This is a genomic window from Bradyrhizobium sp. Kon37 (assembly GCF_055807535.1).
Genome location: NZ_JBVVOY010000040.1, coordinates 1 through 21,433 on the forward strand (window position 1 = coordinate 1; position 21,433 = coordinate 21,433).

Annotated in this window: 21 protein-coding genes; 9 read left to right on the top strand and 12 right to left on the bottom strand. The window is 64.7% G+C overall.

Annotated elements, in window-relative coordinates:
* Window positions 1-378 precede the first annotated feature (378 nt).
* Together AC0L3J_RS35425 and AC0L3J_RS35430 are read right to left on the bottom strand one after the other, a co-directional pair.
* Window positions 379-618 carry a hypothetical protein gene (locus tag AC0L3J_RS35425; protein ID WP_456769343.1) on the bottom strand — a complete coding sequence of 80 codons (240 nt, stop codon included), beginning with the start codon at window positions 616-618 and terminating at the stop codon, window positions 379-381.
* Between the two features lie 353 nt (window positions 619-971).
* Window positions 972-2,045: a hypothetical protein gene (locus tag AC0L3J_RS35430; protein ID WP_456769342.1), complete on the bottom strand. Its 1,074-nt coding sequence runs from the start codon at window positions 2,043-2,045 to the stop codon at window positions 972-974.
* Between the two features lie 240 nt (window positions 2,046-2,285).
* Here AC0L3J_RS35430 and AC0L3J_RS35435 point away from each other — a divergent pair, with 240 nt between their 5' ends.
* Complete coding sequence (locus AC0L3J_RS35435) at window positions 2,286-3,326, top strand: patatin-like phospholipase family protein (RefSeq protein WP_473350164.1); 1,041 nt, start codon at window positions 2,286-2,288, stop codon at window positions 3,324-3,326.
* 17 nt (window positions 3,327-3,343) lie between these two features.
* On the opposite strand, the gene AC0L3J_RS35440 is transcribed toward AC0L3J_RS35435, so the two are convergent.
* Together AC0L3J_RS35440 and AC0L3J_RS35445 are read right to left on the bottom strand one after the other, a co-directional pair.
* Window positions 3,344-3,772 carry a CBS domain-containing protein gene (locus AC0L3J_RS35440; protein ID WP_456769340.1) on the bottom strand — a complete coding sequence of 143 codons (429 nt, stop codon included), beginning with the start codon at window positions 3,770-3,772 and terminating at the stop codon, window positions 3,344-3,346.
* Window positions 3,773-3,961: 189 nt separating this feature from the next.
* Window positions 3,962-4,798, bottom strand: coding sequence for a rhomboid family intramembrane serine protease (locus AC0L3J_RS35445; RefSeq protein WP_473350165.1), 837 nt, complete (start codon window positions 4,796-4,798; stop codon window positions 3,962-3,964).
* A 465-nt stretch (window positions 4,799-5,263) separates the two neighbouring features.
* Here AC0L3J_RS35445 and AC0L3J_RS35450 point away from each other — a divergent pair, with 465 nt between their 5' ends.
* Window positions 5,264-5,818 carry a PAS domain-containing protein gene (locus tag AC0L3J_RS35450; RefSeq protein ID WP_473350166.1) on the top strand — a complete coding sequence of 185 codons (555 nt, stop codon included), beginning with the start codon at window positions 5,264-5,266 and terminating at the stop codon, window positions 5,816-5,818.
* 13 nt (window positions 5,819-5,831) lie between these two features.
* Here the strand turns inward: AC0L3J_RS35450 and AC0L3J_RS35455 are convergent, their stop codons facing one another.
* Window positions 5,832-6,221: a COG4315 family predicted lipoprotein gene (locus tag AC0L3J_RS35455; RefSeq protein WP_473350167.1), complete on the bottom strand. Its 390-nt coding sequence runs from the start codon at window positions 6,219-6,221 to the stop codon at window positions 5,832-5,834.
* 147 nt (window positions 6,222-6,368) lie between these two features.
* On the opposite strand from AC0L3J_RS35455, the gene AC0L3J_RS35460 reads away from it, so the two are divergent.
* On the top strand, window positions 6,369-6,875 hold the full coding sequence (locus AC0L3J_RS35460) for a GNAT family N-acetyltransferase (protein ID WP_473350188.1): 507 nt from the start codon (window positions 6,369-6,371) through the stop codon (window positions 6,873-6,875).
* Between the two features lie 32 nt (window positions 6,876-6,907).
* Here AC0L3J_RS35460 and AC0L3J_RS35465 read toward each other — a convergent pair whose 3' ends face one another.
* The 5 genes from AC0L3J_RS35465 to AC0L3J_RS35485 all read right to left on the bottom strand — a co-directional run bounded on the left by AC0L3J_RS35465 (window position 6,908) and on the right by AC0L3J_RS35485 (window position 11,991).
* On the bottom strand, window positions 6,908-8,893 hold the full coding sequence (locus AC0L3J_RS35465) for a DEAD/DEAH box helicase (RefSeq protein WP_473350189.1): 1,986 nt from the start codon (window positions 8,891-8,893) through the stop codon (window positions 6,908-6,910).
* 311 nt (window positions 8,894-9,204) lie between these two features.
* A complete protein-coding gene (locus AC0L3J_RS35470; RefSeq protein ID WP_473350168.1) occupies window positions 9,205-9,717 on the bottom strand; it encodes a hypothetical protein in 513 nt (170 codons plus the stop codon).
* 114 nt (window positions 9,718-9,831) lie between these two features.
* Complete coding sequence (locus tag AC0L3J_RS35475) at window positions 9,832-10,260, bottom strand: VOC family protein (RefSeq protein ID WP_473350169.1); 429 nt, start codon at window positions 10,258-10,260, stop codon at window positions 9,832-9,834.
* Between the two features lie 93 nt (window positions 10,261-10,353).
* On the bottom strand, window positions 10,354-10,836 hold the full coding sequence (locus AC0L3J_RS35480) for a DUF5680 domain-containing protein (RefSeq protein ID WP_473350170.1): 483 nt from the start codon (window positions 10,834-10,836) through the stop codon (window positions 10,354-10,356).
* Window positions 10,837-10,839: 3 nt separating this feature from the next.
* Entirely contained in the window at window positions 10,840-11,991 is a 1,152-nt protein-coding gene (locus tag AC0L3J_RS35485; RefSeq protein ID WP_473350171.1) for a zinc-binding dehydrogenase, read from the bottom strand.
* Between the two features lie 247 nt (window positions 11,992-12,238).
* Between AC0L3J_RS35485 and AC0L3J_RS35490 the strand changes: the two genes are divergently transcribed.
* The 4 genes from AC0L3J_RS35490 to AC0L3J_RS35505 all read left to right on the top strand — a co-directional run bounded on the left by AC0L3J_RS35490 (window position 12,239) and on the right by AC0L3J_RS35505 (window position 16,357).
* Window positions 12,239-13,480: an MFS transporter gene (locus tag AC0L3J_RS35490; protein WP_473350172.1), complete on the top strand. Its 1,242-nt coding sequence runs from the start codon at window positions 12,239-12,241 to the stop codon at window positions 13,478-13,480.
* 71 nt (window positions 13,481-13,551) lie between these two features.
* A complete protein-coding gene (locus AC0L3J_RS35495) occupies window positions 13,552-14,718 on the top strand; it encodes an MFS transporter (protein WP_473350173.1) in 1,167 nt (388 codons plus the stop codon).
* Window positions 14,719-14,786: 68 nt separating this feature from the next.
* Window positions 14,787-15,398 carry a PilZ domain-containing protein gene (locus tag AC0L3J_RS35500; RefSeq protein WP_007602573.1) on the top strand — a complete coding sequence of 204 codons (612 nt, stop codon included), beginning with the start codon at window positions 14,787-14,789 and terminating at the stop codon, window positions 15,396-15,398.
* Between the two features lie 332 nt (window positions 15,399-15,730).
* On the top strand, window positions 15,731-16,357 hold the full coding sequence (locus AC0L3J_RS35505; RefSeq protein WP_247287143.1) for a transglutaminase-like cysteine peptidase: 627 nt from the start codon (window positions 15,731-15,733) through the stop codon (window positions 16,355-16,357).
* Between the two features lie 119 nt (window positions 16,358-16,476).
* On the opposite strand, the gene AC0L3J_RS35510 is transcribed toward AC0L3J_RS35505, so the two are convergent.
* Window positions 16,477-18,246, bottom strand: coding sequence for a CYTH and CHAD domain-containing protein (locus AC0L3J_RS35510; protein WP_473350174.1), 1,770 nt, complete (start codon window positions 18,244-18,246; stop codon window positions 16,477-16,479).
* Window positions 18,247-18,576: 330 nt separating this feature from the next.
* On the opposite strand from AC0L3J_RS35510, the gene AC0L3J_RS35515 reads away from it, so the two are divergent.
* Window positions 18,577-19,389 carry a helix-turn-helix domain-containing protein gene (locus tag AC0L3J_RS35515; protein WP_473350175.1) on the top strand — a complete coding sequence of 271 codons (813 nt, stop codon included), beginning with the start codon at window positions 18,577-18,579 and terminating at the stop codon, window positions 19,387-19,389.
* A 116-nt stretch (window positions 19,390-19,505) separates the two neighbouring features.
* Window positions 19,506-20,483, top strand: a complete 978-nt coding sequence (locus AC0L3J_RS35520; protein ID WP_473350176.1) for a Bug family tripartite tricarboxylate transporter substrate binding protein — start codon at window positions 19,506-19,508, stop codon at window positions 20,481-20,483.
* 42 nt (window positions 20,484-20,525) lie between these two features.
* On the opposite strand, the gene AC0L3J_RS35525 is transcribed toward AC0L3J_RS35520, so the two are convergent.
* The gene (locus AC0L3J_RS35525) at window positions 20,526-21,233 is read right to left on the bottom strand and encodes a GntR family transcriptional regulator (protein WP_473350177.1); all 708 of its coding nucleotides are present in this window, start codon (window positions 21,231-21,233) and stop codon (window positions 20,526-20,528) included.
* Window positions 21,234-21,433: the final 200 nt, after the last annotated feature.

Below are 21,433 nucleotides of genomic sequence, written 5' to 3' on the forward strand. Positions count from 1 at the left end.
ACACGATTTTGCCGTACGCCGATCACACCGGTCGTGTGCGCGAGGCCTTCACTCACGGTTGCCCGCCCTGCGAAGCCGTTCGCGCCGATGTGACCAACGTCCACCGCCATCCGGCCCGCGTTCGTGACGATCGCGATACGCCCCTCTTCCATGGGCCGGAGTGAGGCGATGGATACGCCGTTTCCGAATTTCGGTAAAGTGGAATATTTTCAGCGACGGGCGTTGACCGACCATTTGGGTGTTTTGCCCGTCGGGCAACGCAAGGTCTTGTAGCCCGGATGAGCGAAGCGACATCCGGGATTCCGACCACGAGCTGTCCCGGGTATCGCTTCGCTCACCCGGGCTACGAGACCTACCGAACTGCACACGCAGTCGCGACTAGTCCTCGCTGGACGTCGCCAAGCGATTGCGCAAATGGGCCTGCGACAACAGAAAGAACAATGCGCGCTCGCCATGATATTTGGCGGACGGCCGGGTGCGCTCGAAGCCATCGGCAAATTTCTTGCCGGATTGGTCGCACACCTGCCACCGCCAGCCGAACCGCTTACGCCTGGTGAGGATCACTTCAAACATGCCGACGAGCTTGGTCCCCTGCCCTTGCCGGTCTCGCAGACGCACGAGCCTGCTCCGGCCTCCTCCGTTGGAGGGATGCCCGACATATAACGCAGCAGGATGGAAAGCGAATAAAATTGATTATCGGAAATAGGTATCTTGCACCGGCTGTGAGGAAGTCGCGGCGCCGCTGGAATAAGCCGGCGATGCCGGTGTTGATCGGTCCTGCTTGGTAGCGCTGCCAGAGCTGTTCAAATCGAAACACCAACCAAATCGCAACATCAAACGGAGCAGCGGAGAGCATCCGCGTTCGTACACGAGACTGGCGGTAATAAGATATGGGAGATTAGTGCGCTGAATGAGAAGTATTCACCAGACACGACCAGCGTCGGGCCGCATGCGGCATCACCGCTCAAGCACTACCGCGCGACGACTTCCACTTCGCCGTCGACGCCGTTGACGACGTTGAAGCCGCGCTCGTAGACCTTGCCCTCGTTCTTGGCGATGGCGCGGTATTCGCCTTCGGAGAGCACGACGCGCGGGAAGGCGCCGATCGATTCCTTGATGACGTCGCCGCCGGGGGTCAGCACCGACCAGGCGGTGTTGGCGAGCGCCTCGCCGCCCCTGTCGCTGACGAGCTTGAGCGTGATGACGGCGGCGCGGTGGGTGATGGTGACGTCGGTGAGCTTGCTGGCCTGGACGCGGATGTCCGAGCGCACCACCGAATTGGCATCGCCGTAATTCGAGATGATGTAGTAGGTGCCTTCCGGCAGCAGCACGACGTCACCGGCGGCGACGTTCGGCACCAGGGAGGCGCGCTCGCCGGATTCGAACTGGCTGCCCTTGTAGATCGCGAACGAGATCTGGTTCTGCGGAATGCGGCTGGTACCGACGCGGCCCTCGATGCGCAAGCCGCCTGCAGGCAGCACGAAGGACTCCCGGTCGGTCTCGGCCTTCAGGCTGACGGTGCGCACCGCGCTGACGAGGCCAAAGGCGACGTGCACGACGTAATTGCCGGGCGGCAGCACGATGTTTGGCGTGGCATTGCGGTCCTCGCGGATCAGCTTGAAGGTGCCGTTCTCGTCAGGACGATCGGCAAACACGCGCCAGACCAGGCCGCTGGTGATCGGGGGGGTGTCCTTGCCGTATTTCGCCGTCAGCGACAGCACGCCCTGTCCGGGCACGGCCGCGTTGAGCGGCGCGGCGGACGGCACGGTCGTGACCGCGGGCGGCGGCATGCTGGGCGTGGTCGGCTGCAACAGGGTCGGCGGCAGGCTCGGCGGTCCGGCACCCGGGCCGGAGGGCGGCGCCAGACTGACCGCGCCGCCGGGATCGGGCACCGAAGCGGGCGGCACCGGCGGTGGACGATCGGAGAAAAGCTGCGCCTGCGCAGCATTTTGGCCAAGGGTATAGAGGCAGGCAGCAAGGATCAGCGCCGGCAGCAGCGATGCGCTGCGCCGCCATCCGATGATGCCGTCACCCCCGAGAGTCATGCCACCTGCTTTTCACCGAAAACGCGGCAAATTCAAGCCTCTGGACCCCTGAGAAATACGGCCCGACAGGTTTTGGAACCCGGTTGACGCCTGCGTGATTACTCGAGAGGCAGCCGCGCCTCGCCATACTCCTGCCCCGTGCGCTTCCCAAACCGGCATAAACCATGCTTCGGCCCGGTTCTGGCGGAGCGCGAGTGCGGTGCCTAGTCTGATGGCGGGTCCCGGCGTAGGAGAGTTTCGGTGCTGGACATATTGAAGGGGCGGGGTGCGAACAGCGACAAGGTCGCCGAGAAAGTTGGCCTGGGCAGCATCCGCCGGCCGGTCATCGGCCTTGCGCTTGGCGGCGGCGCGGCGCGCGGCTTCGCCCATATCGGCATTATCCGGACCCTGCTCGCCAACGGAATCGTGCCCGACGTCGTGGTCGGCACCTCGATCGGCGCGGTGGTCGGCGGCCTCTATGCGGCCGGCCGGCTCGATACGCTGGAAGAATGGGGCCGCAGCCTGCAAGGGATGCGCAACATCCTCGGCTACCTCGACATCCGCCTCAACGGCTCCGGCCTGATCGGCGGCGAGAAGCTGGCGACCCGGCTCGAGGCCGCCTGCGGCCAGAGCCAGATCGAGGATCTCCCGGTCAAGTTCGCCGCCGTCGCGACCGAGGTCCGCACCGGCCACGAGATCTGGCTGACGCGCGGCCGCGTGGTCGACGCGATGCGCGCCTCCTATGCGCTGCCCGGCATCTTCTCTCCGGTCCTGATCGGCGATCGCTGGCTGGTCGACGGCGCATTGGTGAACCCGGTGCCGGTCTCGGCCGCGCGCGCGCTCGGCGCCGAAATCGTCATCGCCGCAAATCTTTCCAGCGACATCTTCACCTATTCGACGACGGTCTATTCGCACGGCGCGATACCCGAGCCGGTGATCCCCGCGGCCGAAGAGCCGGCGTCAAAGCGACGCTTCCCGAGATTCTTCTCGCCTGAGAAGACGGTGAAGCGCGAGTTCTTCGGCGGCGGCAGCGCCCGGCCCGGCCTTTCTTCGGTGATGGTCGACGCCTTCAACATCATGCAGGACCGCATCACCCGTGCCCGCCTCGCCGGCGATCCGCCCGATATGCTGATCACGCCGCGGATCGGTCAGTTCGGCTGGTTCGATTTCCACCGCTCCGAGGACCTCATCGCCTTGGGCACCCGCGCGGCCGAGCGTGCGCTGGAGTCGATCCAGGAGGCCATCCACGAGCTGGCGCCTGCGCCCGAGGGCGCCGCGCCCAAGGCCGACCAGCAGGCCTGATCAGGCGGTCTTACTGATCAGGCGGTCTTGATGTAGTCGCGCAGAGCTTCCTGCTCGGATTCGTATTCCTGCACCCGGCGCTTGACGATGTCGCCGATCGAGATCAGGCCGACCACCTTGCCGTTGTCGACCACGGGCAGATGGCGGAACTTGCCGGTGGTCATCATCTCCATCAGTTCGGCGACCGTGTCGGCCTCCTTGCAGGTGACCACCTTGCGGGTCATGACCTGAGAGACCGGTTCCTCCAGCGCACCGGCGCCGCGCTCGCCGATCACCCGCACGATGTCGCGCTCCGACAGGATGCCTTCCAGCCGGCTCTGGTTCATCACCAGCACAGCGCCGATCTTCTTCTCACCGAGCAGTTTGACCGCGACCGCCAGCTTGGCGTCCGGCTCGACGCTCATGATCTGGTGGCCCTTGGTGTTGAGAATCGAACGTACCGTCATTGTCGCCTCCCTGAATCGAAACCGTCCGCTGTTCGCGGTCCGGACTTGTTCTTCGAGTCTTCAACTAACAGTTTCAGCGCCGGTTTCACGCCCAGGCGCTTTGCGAAGCATCGCCGCGAGCGGCCTGTCGCTTCGGAACATTCTTCTCGGGAATGATGGATGAATTCGGGCGGCGCCGCAAGCGTCGCTTCAAATACGGTCTGAAATGTCCTGTGATGACGCATCCGCAGCATCGCTTCGCGCGCGCGGCACGGGATCGAACAGCGCGAACAGCAGCAGGCCGGCAAGGAAGCCGCCGATATGCGCCTGCCAGGCGACGCTCGTGGTCTCGCTGTCGACGCCGATCGCGCCGACGCCGAAGACGATGTTGACACCAAACCACACCGCGAGGAAACCGAGCACCCGCCCGTCGCGCAGCGCGCGCGACAGCGGCAGCGCCGGAACTCTTGCGGCGGTATCGGCATCCGATCGGCTGAAAGACAGGAAGCTGCCGCGAACGAAGGCGAAGCGGATCGCCGCCGCCATCGCGCCGGACACCGAGGCCGAGGCGCCGATCATCGGCGCGACCGCGTGTTCATGGGTGACGAGATGGGCGAGCGCGCCGGCCGCCGCCGTCACCGCGAGGAACAGGAAGAACCTGATGGTGCCAAAGCGCCGCGCCAGCGCGCTGCCGAACGGCAACAGCCACAGCACGTTGAAGCCGAGATGGGTGAGATTGGCGTGCAGCAGCGAATAGGTGACGAAGGTCCAGACCTTGGCGCCGGCCCCACCGGGAATCTCCAGATTGAGCAGCGAGGAATCGTACCGCTTGGGGATGAAGCCGAAGACGTCGATGGTCCAGTTCTCGAGCTCCGGCGGCAGCAGCACCCGCAGATGGATCACCGCGAGCAAAAGGATATAGGCGGTCAGCGCGAACGGCAGCGTCAGGATCGGCTCGCGCGGAGCCTCCTCAACGACGGCCGGCACCCCAAGCGAAGCATCTTGCGACGGAGGATCTTGCGGCGGAGAATTTGGCGGGGAATCCAAGGCGGCTTCGCTTTCAGGCGCGATCGGAGCGACAGTCTTGACCACAAGCCTTGGAGATAGTCGTCTTTGCCCGCCCTGCGCAAGTGCACAAAAGGAAAAGGCAGGGCCCTGGGAAAGCCCTGCCTATCCGTGTCGGACTTCCGGTACCCAGAGAGACGGGAGTATCCCCACCCCTCCCCGCGGCCGGTGACCAAACTGTTTGACGCCTGTGTACAGGCCTCGCCGAGAACCTGGAGAAAAGCGGCGAAGCTTGCGACCGCAGTCACCATAGCAGCGGGGCGGCGCACGGAAAGCGCATAGTTAATTTAACGTTAACGACGCAAAGGCAGCGCCAGCGGCGCCGAAAACGCCGCTGCGGCATGGACGCTGCAAAGCCCCTCCTGCACAACAACACAGGGATCGCGGCTGCACTGAAGCGGGACAGGTTTGTCCCGCAAGGTTGCGCCCCGGGGTAAGCGTTCAGTCATGAAACATCCGTCAAGCCGCGAGTTCTTCGCTTATTGGAACGAGAAGCGCGGCACTGCGCGGGCGCCAGACCGGGCCGATATCGATCCGGCCGCCGTGCGCGGCCTGCTCGGAGACATCTTCGTGCTGTCCTGCGAGCCCAATCTCGGCTTCCCGTTCCGCGTCGCGGGCACGCGCGTCTGCGCGCTCGCCGGGTGCGACCTCAAGGATTCGAGCTTTGCGGCGCTGTTCGACGAGGCCAGCCGCCGCGAGATCGAGGAGATCACGACCATCGTCGCCGACGAGAGCCTCGGCGCAATCGCGGGCCTCACCGCCGCGCGCGAGGACGGCAGCAAGGCTCATCTAGAGCTGCTGCTGCTGCCGTTCAACGCCCGCCCGCATACACCGGTAAGCGTGACGGGCGTGCTCGCGCCGTTCAACGACGAATGCGGCGCGCTGGGCCCGTTCGCCCTCACCTCCTGGCGCTATCTGCACCAGCCGGAAAAACTGCTGCCGCGCGCGATCCGCAAGCTGCAGATCGCACGCGGGCTGATGGTGTATGAGGGGCTGCGCTAGCAGTGCACCCTGCTCACGGCATCGCCAGATGCCAGGCGCCGTTGAGAAAGCCGTCGCCGGTGACGTCGCCGGGCTTGGTGTCCTTGGCGAAGGTGTAGAGCGGCTTGCCCTTGTAGGCCCACTGCTTCGAGCCGTCGTCGCGCGTGATGACGGTGTAGCCGTCGGCGGCGGCATCGCTCGCCCCGGCCTTCAGCACCGGCCAGTTGGTCGCACACGGACCATTACAGGCCGACTTGCCGTCAGCATCCTTGTCGAACGTATAGAGCGACATGCCCTTGGCGTCGGTGAGCACATTGCCTTTGTCGGTCTTGCCGGTCTTGGTCGGCGGTGCCGCGAAAGCGGCGGGAATCATCGCCAGCGATATTGCGAGCGTGAGCGCGAGGCGGATCGAGGATGTCGTCATGGTCTCTCCTGTCATGCAATGGGCTTGCATTGGGTAGGACGCCGCGCGAGCCGTCGTATTCCTGAGATGGCGGCAAGGATTTTTTTCGCTGCACGCATCGTCACATCGGAATAAACTGGGATGATGGAGACGGAACGACGGGTCGACATGAGCAAGCCGCATTGGCGTCCCGCGCACGCCTCCGATCTGCCGGCGATCAGCACGATCGCAGCGCGGATCCATCCTGATCTGCCTGAGCGGCCTGAGGTGTTCGCGGAAAAGATGCGGCTCTATCCCGATGGCTGCCGCGTGCTTGCCACGGACGACGGGATCGTCGGCTACGGTCTCGCGCATCCCTGGATGCAGCACCGGATTCCGCCGCTCGACGGCTTGCTCGAGCAATTGCCCGGCGATGCGGATTGCCTCTATTTGCATGACGTCGCGGTGCTGCCCGACTTTCGCGGCGGCGTCGCGCGCGACTATGTCATCGCGATCGAACAGCTCGCGCGCGCATCAGGAATCGCGACGCTCGCATTGGTGTCGGTCTACGCCACGCGGCCGCTGTGGGAGCGTCTCGGCTTTGGGCCCGTCACGGCGGATGCGGAGCTGCGGGCAAAGCTTGCGACCTACGGCGACAGCGCAACCTACATGCTGCGCGACCTCGCTGCGACGTAACGCCCCTCCCCGTCGACGCCGGAAGGCGGCCGTCAGGCGCGATGCTTCTTTTTCATTTTCGTCTTCTTCCCGGGAGCGCCCTTCTCAGACCACGACGTGACCGAGGGCTCAGCGTGGCCCGGCTTGTTCTTGTGCTTTTTCTTCTTTGCGAAGGAAGGCGCATCGTCGAATTTCGGCGTGCGCTCGCCGTACGGCTTTTCGTGCGGTTTGCCGTGTGGCTTGCCTTGAGGTTTGCCTTGCGGTTTGAACCCGCTCGGCTCGCGCGCGCGGTCGCGATGATCGCTGTCGCCGCTGTCGCGCCGCGGCGCGTGGGGCCGCTCTTCCGAAGCCGTTTGCCGCTGCGGCGCATCCGCCATCGGCTCGAGGCGGATATTGTCTTCCTTGTCCGGGCGCTTGATCTTCACGGCGAAGGATTCCGCGACCCGCTCGGAAATTTCGAACTCGGTCGTGGTGTCCATGATCTTGATCGCGCCGATATCGTTCTTGTCGATGCCGCCACGACGGCAGATCATCGGCAACAGCCAGCGCGCTTCCGCGTTCTTTTTTCGTCCGATGTTGGCCCGGAACCAGACGCTGCCATCCGCCATGCCATGTTTCGACGACGATTTGCCCGCTTTGGGACGAACCCTTTCGGGCCGATCGTCGCCACGCGAAGCGCGGACATCGTCGCGCGGTGCGCGCGTATCATTGCGGCCGCGATCCTCGCGCGGCCGGCCAGCTCGCTCGCCGGGATCCATGATGTCTTCGGGCGAGGGCAGCCGCGCGCGATAGAGCCGTGCGAGTGACGCGGCGATCTCCTCGGCCGACCGCTCGGCCAATAGCGCCTGCGCCAGCGCCAGATCGTCGGCGGTGGTCTCTTCCGTGAACAGCACGTCCTTCATGCGCTCGTGATCGAGCTTGCGGATCTCATCCGGCTGCGGCGCCGTCCCCCAGACCGCGTCGATGCCCGAGACGTTCAGCAGCATTTCCGCACGTCGCCGCCGCACGGGCGGCACCAGCATGACGCTCGTCCCCTTGCGGCCCGCGCGGCCGGTGCGGCCGGAGCGATGCTGCATGACCTCGGCGTCGTTGGGCAGGTCGGCATGAATGACGAGATCGAGGCTCGGCAGATCGATGCCGCGGGCGGCGACGTCGGTCGCCACGCAGACGCGCGAGCGTCCATCCCGCAGCGACTGCAGCGCCGTGGTTCGCTCATTCTGCGTCAATTCGCCTGAGAGAGCGACCACGGAGAAACCGCGCTCCAGCAGCGCCGCCTGCAAGTGCCGGACGCCATCGCGCGTGCTGCAGAATACCAGCGCGCTCGGCGCCTCGTAGAAGCGCAGCACGTTGACGACGGCGTGCTCGGCGTCGCCGGGCGCGATCCGGATCGCGCGGTACTCGATATCGGCATGACCGCCTTCGTCGCCGGCGACTTCGATCCGGAATGCCCGCTGCTGATACTGCTTGGCCAGCGCGACGATGCCGCGCGGGAATGTCGCCGAGAACATCAAGGTGCGGCGCGTGTCCGGCGTGGTCTTGAGGATGAATTCCATGTCCTCGCGAAAGCCGAGATTGAGCATCTCGTCGGCCTCGTCGAGCACAACCACCTTCAATTCCGAAATGTCGAGACGGCCGCGGCGCAAATGATCGCACAACCGGCCGGGCGTACCGACGACGATATGAGCGCCGGCCGCAAGCTCGCGCTGCTCGCGCCTGGGATCCATGCCGCCGACGCAGGAGACGACGCGCCCACTCGCATGCTCGTACAGCCAGGCCAGCTCGCGATGGACCTGCAAGGCTAGCTCGCGGGTCGGTGCCACGATCAGGGCAAGCGGTGCACCCGCCCGCTCGAACCGCTCGGCGTCGCCCAACAGATCCTTGGCCATCGCCAGCCCATAGGCCAGGGTCTTGCCGGAGCCGGTCTGGGCCGAAACCAAGAGGTCGCGGTCTGCGGCCTCGTCCGTGAGCACGGCGAGCTGAACGGGGGTCGGACGGTCGTAATTGCGCTCGGCCAAAGCTCGGGCGAGCGGCGCACTCATGGTCGGAAAAGACACGGGATAAACCTTGGTTGGTCCAGGCGCGGAACGTCGAGCCGCGCGACCTGAAGCTGCGTAGGCGGCAAATGGTCCAGCCGCACGCGTGGTGATTTGATTTGGACGCTCTTTACGCCAAGTGCGGGCAAATCACCATGCCTATGACGCATGGCTTTGGTGATGCCGAGAATAAGCTTACTGGCCAGCTCGACCCACTACATCCAGCGTTTTCGAGCCGTTTTGCTGCATATAGCGGGATTTTGCGCCGAAGCCCCCGCCGCAATGCGCAAGCTCGCATAGAGAGCGACGCGCGCGCCCTAATCCCTGGAGGTCACCAGCCTGCCGAATCCGCCGACCAGCCTGGCTCTGGCCCGCGCAACGGTGTCCCTCGCCGCGCGGCCCAAGGCGCGGACCGCGCGCCAGGCTTCGGTTGCCTGCAGCCATGCTCTCACCTCGGTGAACTTCCCATAGACCCAGGCGAAGGCCGGAATCCGCATCAGCTTGTCACGCGTGAGATGGAACAGGCGCTCGACCAGCACGAGCTTGAGCAGCTCGCCGATGATGAACGTCACGGCCCCGCTCACGACCTGACCGGTCGCGGCGAGATAGGCGGCCACGGGCTTGACCGGCTCCAGGATAATGACGGGTACGGAAAACAAGGCGAGCGAGCAATAAGGCGACAGCGATCTGATCCAGCCGCGCAATCGCTTCAATTGGAGGTGCCGCCCGATCCAGCGCGAGATCGGCCTCGCCACGGCCATGAAGACCGCATCCACCAGAAAGTAGATGGCGGCCAGTATGTAAGTGACGGGTTTCAGGATCCGCTTCACGATGAACTCTCCCGTGAACTGAAAGCCGAAACCCGGGCCTAAGTTTCACCCCGGCGTGAATAACTCGCGAATTTCTGATGGAACTTTTCGTGCACGGCCGCCCGCTCCCGCGTTTCAGATCTCCGCATAGACCTCCAAAAGATTGCCGTCGGGGTCGCGGAAGAACAGCGTTCGATGCCCGAAAGACTGGTTCGTCGGCGGCGACAGCAGCGCCACGCCCTGCCGTACCAGTTCGTCGGCACACGCATCGACTTCGGCCGCGGAGACCTTGAAAGCCAGTTGCAGCGCGGCACTGCCCGCCGGCCTCGGCGCGTCAGTCGCGGTTCGGCCCGGTGTTGCGAGAGCCAGCGTGTTGGGGCCCAAACCGTACTCGATCCAGTTCGGCGACAGCTCCCGCAGCAGCGGAAACGCGAGGACGTCTTCATAGAAGCGGCGCATCGCCACCATGTCGCGCACGAAGATGACGGTGTAGTCGATCGCACGGATGGCGCTGAAGGGCGAGTGGGTGCGCTGGGTTGGTTCGGTTGTCATCTCGTCCTTCATTCCAAGCGCCGGCCCGTAGCCCGTATGGAGCGTAGCGGAATACGGGACCGGCGGCCCCGGATTGCGCTGCGCTCCATCCGGGCTACGGATCATCTAACGCAGCAGCCCACCACCATAACGCAGCTCGTAAAGCAGCGCGCCATCCTGCCGAGCAATCGTCTCGACGCCGTGGAAACGATCGAGTGAGCCTTCGACCTCGTTGTGGTAGATCATGCCGTCCTGCTCAAACAGATGCGGCCCCCGGTACGGCTCCTCCACGGATACGGCCAGTAGTGCCTGGCGCAGGAATTTGTAGATCGCGAGGAAGATGTCTCGATCCGTGATCTCCGCGCGGACGCCACCGCTGTAGCTCATCGACCAAACGACGCGCTCATCCCGCGACACGGTCTCCTGCCCGACGAAGAACCCCATCCCGAAATAGATATCGCGATAGGCATAGGGCGCCGCGCGATGCTCGAGCTGCTTGGAGCCTCTGAGCAGCGGAGCGGCCACGGTGGCGTCGTCGTCCATCCCCGCATAGGTGCGGCGCTTGGCTTCGACCAGGAACGCTGCGAGATCGTGGGGGATGGACGACATCGGTTATTCCACCAGTTCCGGCCACGGCACGATGGTCGACTTCACAGTCTTCATCGCCATCGCATCCCTCACCGCCTGTGCGACGCCGTCTTTCGTGAACGGATAGATCGTCTGCATCTTCAGCCACGGATATTTGCCCGCCGTGCGATGGAGCATGTCGACGCCGAGCGGCAGATCGTTGCCGGTGAAGCCCCAGGAGCCCAGCACATTGATATCCTTGGTGCAGATGCGGTGCCATGACGTCTCGATCGAGCCGGCGTCGGTGAACTGGCCCATCTCGACATAGGTGCCACCGTCGCGCAGCATCTCGATGCCTTCGGGGCCGGCTGAAGGGTGGCCCGAGCAATCCATCACCAGATCGGCGCCGAAGCCGCCGACGATGTCGCGCACGCGCGCGATGCGTGCCTCGGGCGATTTGATCTCCTCGATATTCACCGTCGCCTCCGCGCCGAACTCGCGCGCGAGCTTGAGCCGCGGCTCCTCCGGCGCACCGACGCAGATCACGCGCCCTGCTCCCATCTCCTGCGCGGCGGCGACCGCGAGAATGCCGATCGGGCCCGAGCCCTGGATCACCACCGTGTCGCCCCAGGAAAAACCGCCGGCGCGGCTCGCGCGATTGAAGGCGCGGATGCAGGAGGTCAGCGGCTCCGACAGCGCACCCAGCCGCAGCGACATATCGTCAGGCAATTTGTAGATCTTGGTGCCCGGCAGCATGTCGAGATCGACATAGACATATTCGGCCCAGCCGCCCCACATGTGCGGCGCTTTGTCGAAGCCGAGATAGCGGCCGTAATAGACCGGCGTCAGGCACTTGTTGGCGGTCTGCGGATAATGGATGCAGTAATAGCAGCGGCCGCAGGGCATCAGCGGCGGGATCATCACTTTTGATCCGACCTTGAGCGGCTTGCTCATGAAGTCCTCGGTGAATTCGTCGCCGCATTCGACGATGATTCCGCCGAGCTCGTGGCCGAGCGTGAACGGCCACGGCAGCGGCTTCGGCCAATGCCCTTTCAGAATGTGCAAATCGGTGCCGCAGACGCCGCAGGCGCCGACCTTGATCAGCGCGGCCTTTTTGCCGACCTTCGGCCACGGCACGGTTTTGATGACAGGCTCGCTGCCTGGTCCTGCGTGGGTGCAGACGCGAATCTGGTCCATGGCGTGTCCTCGATGCCCGTCTGTTATGATTGATTGGTGCGGGCTGAGGCGAAGCGTATGTGAGATGCGCGCTGGTGCCAAGCCGCGGTCTCGTAGCCCGGATGAGCGAAGCGACATGCGGGACCAGCGTTCCCGGATATCGCTTCGCTCATCCGGGCTACGGGATCGTGGTCCACACACCCCCAAGCGTCTTGAGCGGCCGGCGGCGAACGTGTAGAGCCGCCCCATATTCCACCCAGGTGCCCTCTTGAACCCCCTCCCCCAAAATCCCGTGGTCGCGTCCGGCTCGTTCGCGGCGATGAAGTCGGTGCCCTACCGGCTCCAGTTCATCGCTTACGTGCTGGCGATGATGGCCGACAATATCGAGCACGTGATCAGCTATTGGGTGGTGTTCCAGAAATTCCATTCGCCGGCGCTGGCGGGTTTTGCCGTGCTGTCGCACTGGCTGCCGTTCCTGCTGTTCTCGGTCGCGGTTGGAGGGCTGGCCGACCGGGTCGATCCGCGCCGTATCATCCAATGCGGCATGTTGCTGTTCATCGTTGCCTCGGCTGGATGGGGCTTCTTCTTCATCACCGACACCATCGAGATGTGGCACGCCATGCTGCTGCTGGTGATCCATGGCTGCGCCGGCGTGTTGTGGCAGACGCCGAACCAGCTGCTGCTCTATGATCTCGTCGGCCCCGCCGATCTTCCGAGCGCGGTGCGGCTGAATGCGATGGCGCGCTATCTCGGCATTCTGGTCGGACCTGCCGTCGGCGGCATCATCATGCTCACGCTCGGCACCTCGCACGGCATCATCTTCAACACGCTGTTCTATCTGCCGATGCTGCTGTGGCTGTTCTGGGCGCCGGTGCGGGACAAGAGTGTCGCGGTGCGGCGCTTCGCCGTGCGCGGCCTTGCCGACATCATGCTGACGATCCGCGCCATCGGCACGCAGCCGGTGCTGACGGCGATGACGTGGCTTGCCGGCCTCACCTCCTTCATGATCGGCAATGCCTATCACGCCCAGATGCCGGGCTTTGCCGGCGATCTCGGCCATGGCGATCCCGGAATCTCCTACAGCGTGCTGCTCGCGGCCGATGCTGCCGGCGCGCTGCTCGCCGGCATCGCGCTGGAATCCTGGGGACGGCTCAAGGGTACGCCGCGCACCGCGATCATGCTCGCCATGCTGTGGAGCGTGGCGCTGCTCGGCTTCGCCTCGGTGCGGATCTATCCGGTCGCGATCGTGCTGTTGTTCTTTGCAGGCTTCTTCGAACTGTCGTTCAACACCATGGCGCAGGCGCTGGTGCAGTTGAACGCGCCGTCAGACATTCGCGGCCGCGTCGTCGGCCTCTACAACATGGCCGGGCTCGGGATGCGGGCCTTCAGCGGCATCACGGTTGGACTGTTCGGTGCGGCGATCGGCATTCACTGGTCGCTCGGGCTCTCGGCCGCAGTGCTGCTGGCGCTGCTATGTCTTCTCTATGGGCGCGCGACGAGGAGGACGTAAGCTCAGAGCTTGCGGTTGACTCCGGCGTCTCCCCACCGCACGCTCAATACAGGGTTTGGGGAGATGAAGCGTTGCGCAATCGCTGGGGCATACTTGCGATCCTGTTCGTCGTTCGCCTCACCATCGCGTTCCAGTTCCAGAGCGTGGCCGCGGTCGCGCCGCTGCTGCAGCAGAGCTTCGGCGTCGGACTCGCCGATATCGGCATCCTGATCGGACTCTATTTCACACCGGGCATCGTGCTGGCGCTGCCGGGCGGCGCGATCGGCCGGACGCTTGGCGACAAGCCCACCACGATCGTGGCGCTGCTGCTGATGACGGCCGGCAGCCTCGTCATGGCCACCACCGACGTCTGGGGCTGGCAGATGGCGGGCCGGCTCGCCTCCGGCGCCGGCGGCGTGCTGCTGACCGTGCAGCTCACCAAGATGGGCACCGACTGGTTTGCGGGTAAGGAGATCGCCACCGCGATGGCGATCTTCGTCAACTCCTGGCCGGCCGGGGTTGCGATCTCGCTGCTGGTGCTGCCGGCGATCGGCACGGCGTATGGCGCCGGCGCCGTGTTCCTCGTGGCCGGCGCGCTGACCGCGATCGGCATCGTGCTGATCATTTTCTACCAATCGCCGCCGGGAGCAACCGCCAGCGCGACCGGCTCCGGGCGGCTTGATCCGCTCGCGCTTCTGGCGGTGATCGTCGCGGGTTCGATCTGGGGCCTTTATAATATCGGCTTCGCCATGATTTTCTCGTTCGGCCCCTCATTGCTCGTCGAGCGCGGCTGGAGCATTGCGGCGGCAGGCTCGGCGATCAGCCTCGTGATGTGGCTATCGGTGATCTCGGTGCCATCAGGCGGATATCTCGCCGATCGCACCAAGCGCCCCTTCGTGCTGGCGATCGCGGCCAGCCTGGTGGTCGCCGCCCTGCTGGCCTGGCTGACCCGGTCCGACGCTGTGATCGCGATCCTCGTCCTGGGCGGCTTGATCGGCGGCCTTCCCGCCGGCCCGATCATGAGCCTGGCCGCCCGCGTACTCGCGCCGGAGACACGAGCGGTCGGAATGGGCGTGTTCTACACTCTCTTCTATGCCGCGATGATGCTGGGGCCGGCGGTGGCGGGCCGGCTCGCCAAATCGGCCGGCACGGCCGCCGTCGCGCTCGACCTCGGCGCGCTGACGGTGCTGGCCTGCCCGCCCCTGATGTGGCTTTTCGAACGCATTGTGTCTGTTCGTCATCGCCGCGGCCGATCCTAACGCGGCATTAACCCTGTGCACCTTAGGGTCGTCCCGGACTCCGCCAGGCGGGGGGTCGGGTTGTGAAAATGGCGTTGGCGCACAAAAAATTTCTTCCGGCCGCCGAGGAACGTCGGCGTTTCCAGCGGGTGAAGGTTCACCTGCTCGGCCGCTACATGCTGCCGGACCGCCGTGAATTCCCCTGCCAGGTGATCAACATGTCGCCGGGCGGGCTGGCGCTGCTGGCCCCCGGCATCGGCAATGTCGGTGACCGCGTGGTCGCCTATCTCGACCATATCGGCCGCGTCGAGGGCAAGATCACCCGCATCATCGACAATGGCTTCGCCATGACGGTCGGCGCGACGCCGCGAAAGCGTGACAAGCTGGCGGCACAGCTGACCTGGCTCGCCAACCGCGACATCCTCAATTTGCCGGAAGACCGCCGCCACGATCGTATCGTGCCGCGCAACCCGATCGCGGTGCTGACGCTCGAGGACGGCACCAAGATGACCTGCCGCATCATCGACCTCTCGCTGTCGGGCGCAGCCATCGCCGCCGAGAACCGTCCGCCGCTGAAATCGACGGTTCTGCTCGGCCGGGTGCAGGGCCGTGTGGTCCGAAACCTCGAAGACGGCTTCGCGCTCGAGTTCATGCATTCGCAGCCGATTGAAACTCTCGAAGAGAGCGTTACCGCGCGGTAAAGCGCGAAGGCACCAAAACCACTGCATTTCCAGCACTGAAGGCGGCCTCCGCGATGCGGACGCCGCCTTTTTCATGGGTCGTGACGGGGCCTCGCGCGGGTTAACGCGGAGGCTGCGGGCGCGTGCAAACAACGGTTCCGCCAGCGTTTCCGCGTTAATCGATACAATTTGAATCAATTCCAGTCATATCGAATTTTATACAAGTTTGACTCAAGTATAGATCGAATTCGCCGCGTGTTTTACTTGCATTCGTCTCGACTTGACTTGACTGACTTAGCGGCAACTCAAAGGCTGCCTGCGCAATGTGGTCCCAACAAGAAACGGGGGCCGCAATGTTTGATTTCAGGGGACAGGGGAAGGGAATGGCGCTGGCCGCCATGCTCTTCGGAATGAGCGCGGCAGCGCAGGCCGGCGAAGGCCGTCTGCTCTACGCAAGCCTCGGCGACACCACGCGTGCGCCGATCGGCTGGGTCGAGTTCTGTGCGGACAATGCCGCTCAGTGCCAGGGCGCACCGACGCAACCGCGTGACATCGTGATGTCGCAGGCTGCATGGCGCGACCTCGTCAAGGTCAATCGCTGGGTCAACGAGACCGTCAAGCCTTTGACCGACCAGGAGCACTGGGGCGTGATCGAAAAGTGGTCGCTGCCGTCGGACGGTTACGGCGACTGTGAAGACTACGTGCTGTTGAAGCGCAAGATGCTGATCGATGCCGGATGGCCGCGCGAGGCCCTGCTCATCACCGTCGTGCGCGACAAGAAGGGCGAAGGACACGCGGTGCTGACGGTGAAGACCGACAAGGGCGAGTTCGTTCTCGACAATCAGAACGAGAACGTCGTTGCCTGGACGGAGACCGGCTACCGCTTCGTCAAGCGCCAGTCGCAGAGCGATCCCAACGTCTGGGTCTCGCTCGGCGACACCAAGCCGGCGGTCTCCACCGCCAGCGCGAGAGACCAGTAGAGACAAACGAAAGAGATACGCGACCCGGTCACATCCCCACCCCTCCCCGTCCCAGACCGGTTCGCGCGCGGCCAGCCATCCCCCAATGGCTGGCCGCAACTTTTTGGGGTGCGCTTCGCTCAGTCCTGTGACGTCTGCCGCGACCAGGGCACGCGCGCGGCGGTGAAATCGCGCCATGTGCTTTGCAGGGCTGGCTGCACCCCGACCGACGCGCGCGCCTGCCAACCGGCGATCGCCGCCGCGGCGATGGCGCAGTCGGGCTCGGCATCAAGCCGGTCGAGCAATGATGCCGTGACCGCCATGTCGTTGAAAGCGCCGAGTTGCTCCTGCAGGCCGGCCAGCCTGCGCGCGAATTTTCGCGCGGATTTGCGATCTGCGAACAGCGGCAGCAGAAACTCGCTGACATAACGCAGCCGCTTGGTCGCGAGCCGCAGGCGGTGCAGACCTTCGGCGGGAAGTGATTTGAAGCGGCGGCCGCGCTTGAGCACCTTCGCATATTGCTCCGACAGAATGCGTGCCGCGAAGTCGGCTGCGGGTTCGGCGAGCTGGCCGAGATCCTGCGCGGCGACGTCGTTGCGCCAACCCCGCGCCTCGATCCACCCGCCGAGGCTGATCAGGAACATGGCGCAGCGGCGATCGTCGAGCGCATCGTGCGCCTTGCGATAGGCATCGGACTGGCGCCCGGCCGCAACCCGGCCCAGCGCATCGAAGCCCGCGACCGACGGACAGGCTGTTGCGATCGTCGGCAAGGTCTCGATCTGGAACACATCCCAGTCGCGCGCGGCGGACAAATCCTGCGCCAGCCATTTGGCTTCGGTTCGCAGCGTATCGACGTTGCTCGACACGCCCGCCGAACGCATCAGATCCAGCATCGACCGCAGCCGGCGCAGCGAGACGCGCAGCTGATGGATTCCTTCCGGATGGCGGCCATCCTCGGCAGCCGGTAGCGACTGAAGCAAATGGAGGAAGCAGGAGCGCAGGATTGTCGCGAACGCCTCGTCCAATGTCACTGACGGATCGAGACGAAGTTTTCGCGGACGCCGCGCCGAGGGCGGCTTGTCGGCGGCAAGATCGAACCCGCGCGCCGATTTGGTGCGGATCGACGGCTTTACGTCGCCGTGCTCCGCGAGCCGCAGCGCGAGCTCGTAGATTGCGCTGGCGCTGCCGCTCTTGAGCTCCAGCTCGATCTCGCTCACGGGCAGTGAACGGTCGCCGGCCGTCAACTCGCCCCGGTCGAAGGCGATTTCGACCGTGCCTGACGGCAGGTCAATCATCCGCGCATGACGATGGACATCGGCGGTGAAGACCGCCTCAAGCGGCCGCGCTTCCACTCGGCCGCGAAGCTTCTCCGGAATGAAGGGCATCGCGAGAGCCAGATCAGGCGTAAGCGACGGTACCCTCACCTCCCACTCGCCGCGGCGGAGCGGATCGTCCGCCGCATCGGTCTTCACGGTTTGCACGAAGCGCGCACCGCTCTGACGAACGCGCAGGCTCAAGCCGTTGCGACGCAACGTCCGCTCCGGCGTGTCGTAATAGACGGACTTGAGATGTTTGCGCGTGCCCTTGTTGCGCGCGTTCGCCGCGATGACGGGCGCAGCATTGAAATAGGCTATGCGATCGGCATCGACCAGAAGCTTGAGCTCGATCTCGCCGGCGGCATGCGCCGCAGCGCTCGACGGGTGTGGTTCCGTTGCCGGTTCCGCATCTTGCGATGGCGTCTGATCGATCACAGCGCCCTCGACGATCACAGGTTCCGCGACGAGCTCGGCGGGTTCACGCTGCCTGAAGAAGCCGGCGACAACTTGCGTTCTCTTGTTGTCCTTCGCGACAGGATTGCCATCCCGCGCGCTCGGATGCTTGCGAACCGGCGTTGCGTCTGACTTCAGCATTTACAGGTACATGACAGTTCGATGACAGAGCGTCATCCTATAGCCGGTGCGCCTCGCGAGGACTAGTCACGTGACGTCGCAGCGCCCGACCGTCCACACGCGTTGCGAGCGCACAATCCAGCTTGACCACAGGAACTAAATTGCAGCCGGGCGCAGCAAGCGATCGAATTGTCTGCGAATCCCGCCCTTCTCGAAACCGAGATGAACGCGTCAGCGAGCTTGACTCATGCCAGCCTTCCCGCAATCGGTGGCGATGGCGTCGAGCGCGCTGCCCTGTCCCCCGTCGGTTGCTTCGTCGGGTAGCGGCACAGGCAATCACAAGGAGCTGCCATGACGTCGTTCCGCCCCGTCATCGCGTTGTCCAGGGGCCTCGAGGTCCTGCGGGTGATCAACCAGGAACGGCAGTCGACCGTCGGCTCGCTGCACAAGGCGACGGGGCTCAACAAGTCAACGATCGTCCGCATGCTCGAGACGCTGGAGCATGAAGGTTATGTGGTGCGCCGTACCGAGCCGGCCAGCTACGCGCCGACGGGACGCGCGCTGCTGCTCAGCGCAGGCTATGACGAGCCGACCTGGATTGGCGGCATCGCCGAACCCATCCTCAACAAATTCCGCAAGCAGATCCACTGGCCGTCAGACATTGCCGTGCTCGATCAGGAGTCCATGGTCATCGCCCACACGACGCGGGTAGACGGCTCGCTGCTGTTCAGCCGCCCGCCGGGTTTTCGCTTTCCCGTCCTCGGGACCTCGATGGGACGCGCCTATCTCGCCTTCTGCGAGCCCGCCGAGCAGGAGCGCATTGCCGCGCGGCTTGCCCTCGGTCCCGAGCCCTGGAACGATCTGGCCCGCAATCCCGACAAGCTCACCAAGGCGCTGCGCACGATTCGCAAAGCCGGGTTCGCGGTGATGGACGAGACCTACAGCCGCAGTATCTTCGGCGGCGCAGTCTGGGCGCTTGGCGTTCCCGTCGCGCTTCAGAACCGGCTGTTCGGCAGCATGAACGTGATGATGCTCCGCGAAGCGGTCAGTCCGGAGGAAGGCATACGCCGCTTCGTACCTCCGATGAAGAGGGTCGCTTCCGCACTTGCCGAGGCGCTCGGCGCCAAGCTTGCCGCGCCGGGTTCTCCTGCAGGTCGGCGATGATCATTTCACACAGTGAAACGATATTTTGATTTCTTGACCCTCCTGCTTGCCCGTGTGACACCTCGTTGCGGTGGCTGCCGGCTGCCCAATGACACAGGGAAAAGAGGGAGGCCGAAGTGCGGACATCCGCGAGAATTTGGGCTGCCGCGATTGCATGCCTGACGATAGCCGCTTCTGAAACGGCTTGGGCCGAGGCCTGGCCGACCCGGGCAATCAAGATCGTCGTCTCCACACCGGCAGGCGGCATCACCGATGCCTTCGCCCGCGCCTATGGCGACTATATCTCGCAGAAGCTCGGCCAGCCGGTCATTGTCGAAAACAAAACCGGAGCCAGCGGTGCGCTGGCTGCACAGTCGGTGAAGGATTCCCCGGCCGACGGTTACACGCTGATGTACACGATCTCGTCCACCTTGCTCGGTAACCGGCTGCTGCTGAAATCGCTGGCCTATGATCCGGACAAGGATTTCACGATCGTCGCGGTGACGCCTTCGGGGCATCTGCCGCTGGTGGTCCATTCCGCCACCAACGCAAAGACGATCGAAGAGTTCGTCGCCTATGCGCGTGGCAACAAGGTCACGGCCGGCTCGTACGGGATCGGCTCGTTCGCGCACATTGCGATCGCCGAGCTCAACCGGCAATTCGGTCTCGACATTTCCATCGTGCATTACCGCGGCGAAGCGCCGATGTGGCAGGATTTGGCCGCCGGGGTGATCCAGGCGGCGGTCGGCAGCTATCAGGCCGCGCTTCCGGTGCTCGATACCGGAATCGGCCGCCCGATTGCCGTGCCGACACCGGTGCGCATGAAGAAGCTGCCCGAGACCAAGACATTTGCCGAGCAAGGGGTCACCGGCAATGTCTTCCAGCTCATCAGCTTTACCGCGCTGGTGGCGCCCGCTGCGATGCCGGCAGACCGGATCGACATGCTCGCCAAGCTGATGGTCGAAGGCGGCAAGACGGAGCGCGTGCAGAAGCTGCTCGATGCTTTCGGAGTCGACCAGCCGGCCATGGACCGCGCGTCCTCGATTGCGCTCTACGAAAAGGAAGGGCCGGTCTGGCTCGAGTCGATCAAGACTCTCGGATTGGAGCCGCAATAGCCGCCGCCGCGCCCACCCGGGTGCGGACGCGCCTCGTTGAGCTCAGACCCCGAGCACGTCCGCGAGCCGCAACTCGTCGGCGGCGGGATCTTTCAGGAACAGCTCGGCCTCGATCTCGTTCAGATGCGACAACATCTGCGCGCGCGCGGCCTCCCTGTCGCATTTGCGGATCGCGGCGACGATCCCGGCGTGATGATCGGTGCCGCAGGCCGGCGTGTCGTGCCGGCGGTAGAGCAGGATGATCAGCGAGGAGCGCGCGATCAGCTCCTTGAGAAAACCGAGAAAGATGCTGTGGCCACTCATCTCGGCGACGAGTCGATGGAAGTCGCCGGAGAGGCGGACCGAAGCACGCGCGTCGCCACGCAGCTCCGCCTCGCGTTCTTCGGCAAGATGCCGCTGGAGACGCCCGATCCAGGCAGGCGACACCGCGTCAACGGCGTGATCGACGATCGTCGGCTCGATCAGGCGGCGCGCCTCGAACACTTCGCGGGCGTCCGCAGGCGTCGGCCGCGCGACGAAGGCGCCGCGGTTCTTCTCGATGTTGACGATGCCCTCATGGGCGAGCTGTTGCAGCGCGGTGCGAACCAGCGTTCGGCTGGCACCGTAGATCTCGCCGATCTCGTCCTCGCCGAGTTTCGTGCCGGGCAGCAGGCGATGTTCGAGGATCGCCGCAGTCACGCCTTCCCGGATGCGGCTGACGCGATCGCTCGCATCGGGCGCGTCGGATTTCGGTCGGGACTTGGCGGCCATGGGGGTGAGGACTCGATCGTCGAAGATGGCGTCGAATCCTAATCGACGAGCTGTATCCAATCACAGGCGAAACTTTATACAATCCGCGCCTGTTTTGTGTGCACGCAGCTGCGAGGGCAACGGGCCGGCCAGGTGCGCCGGATTCGATCTAACGATCTGACTCCGCTGCACTGTTTTGGAATTCGGCCGGCAGAGAACGA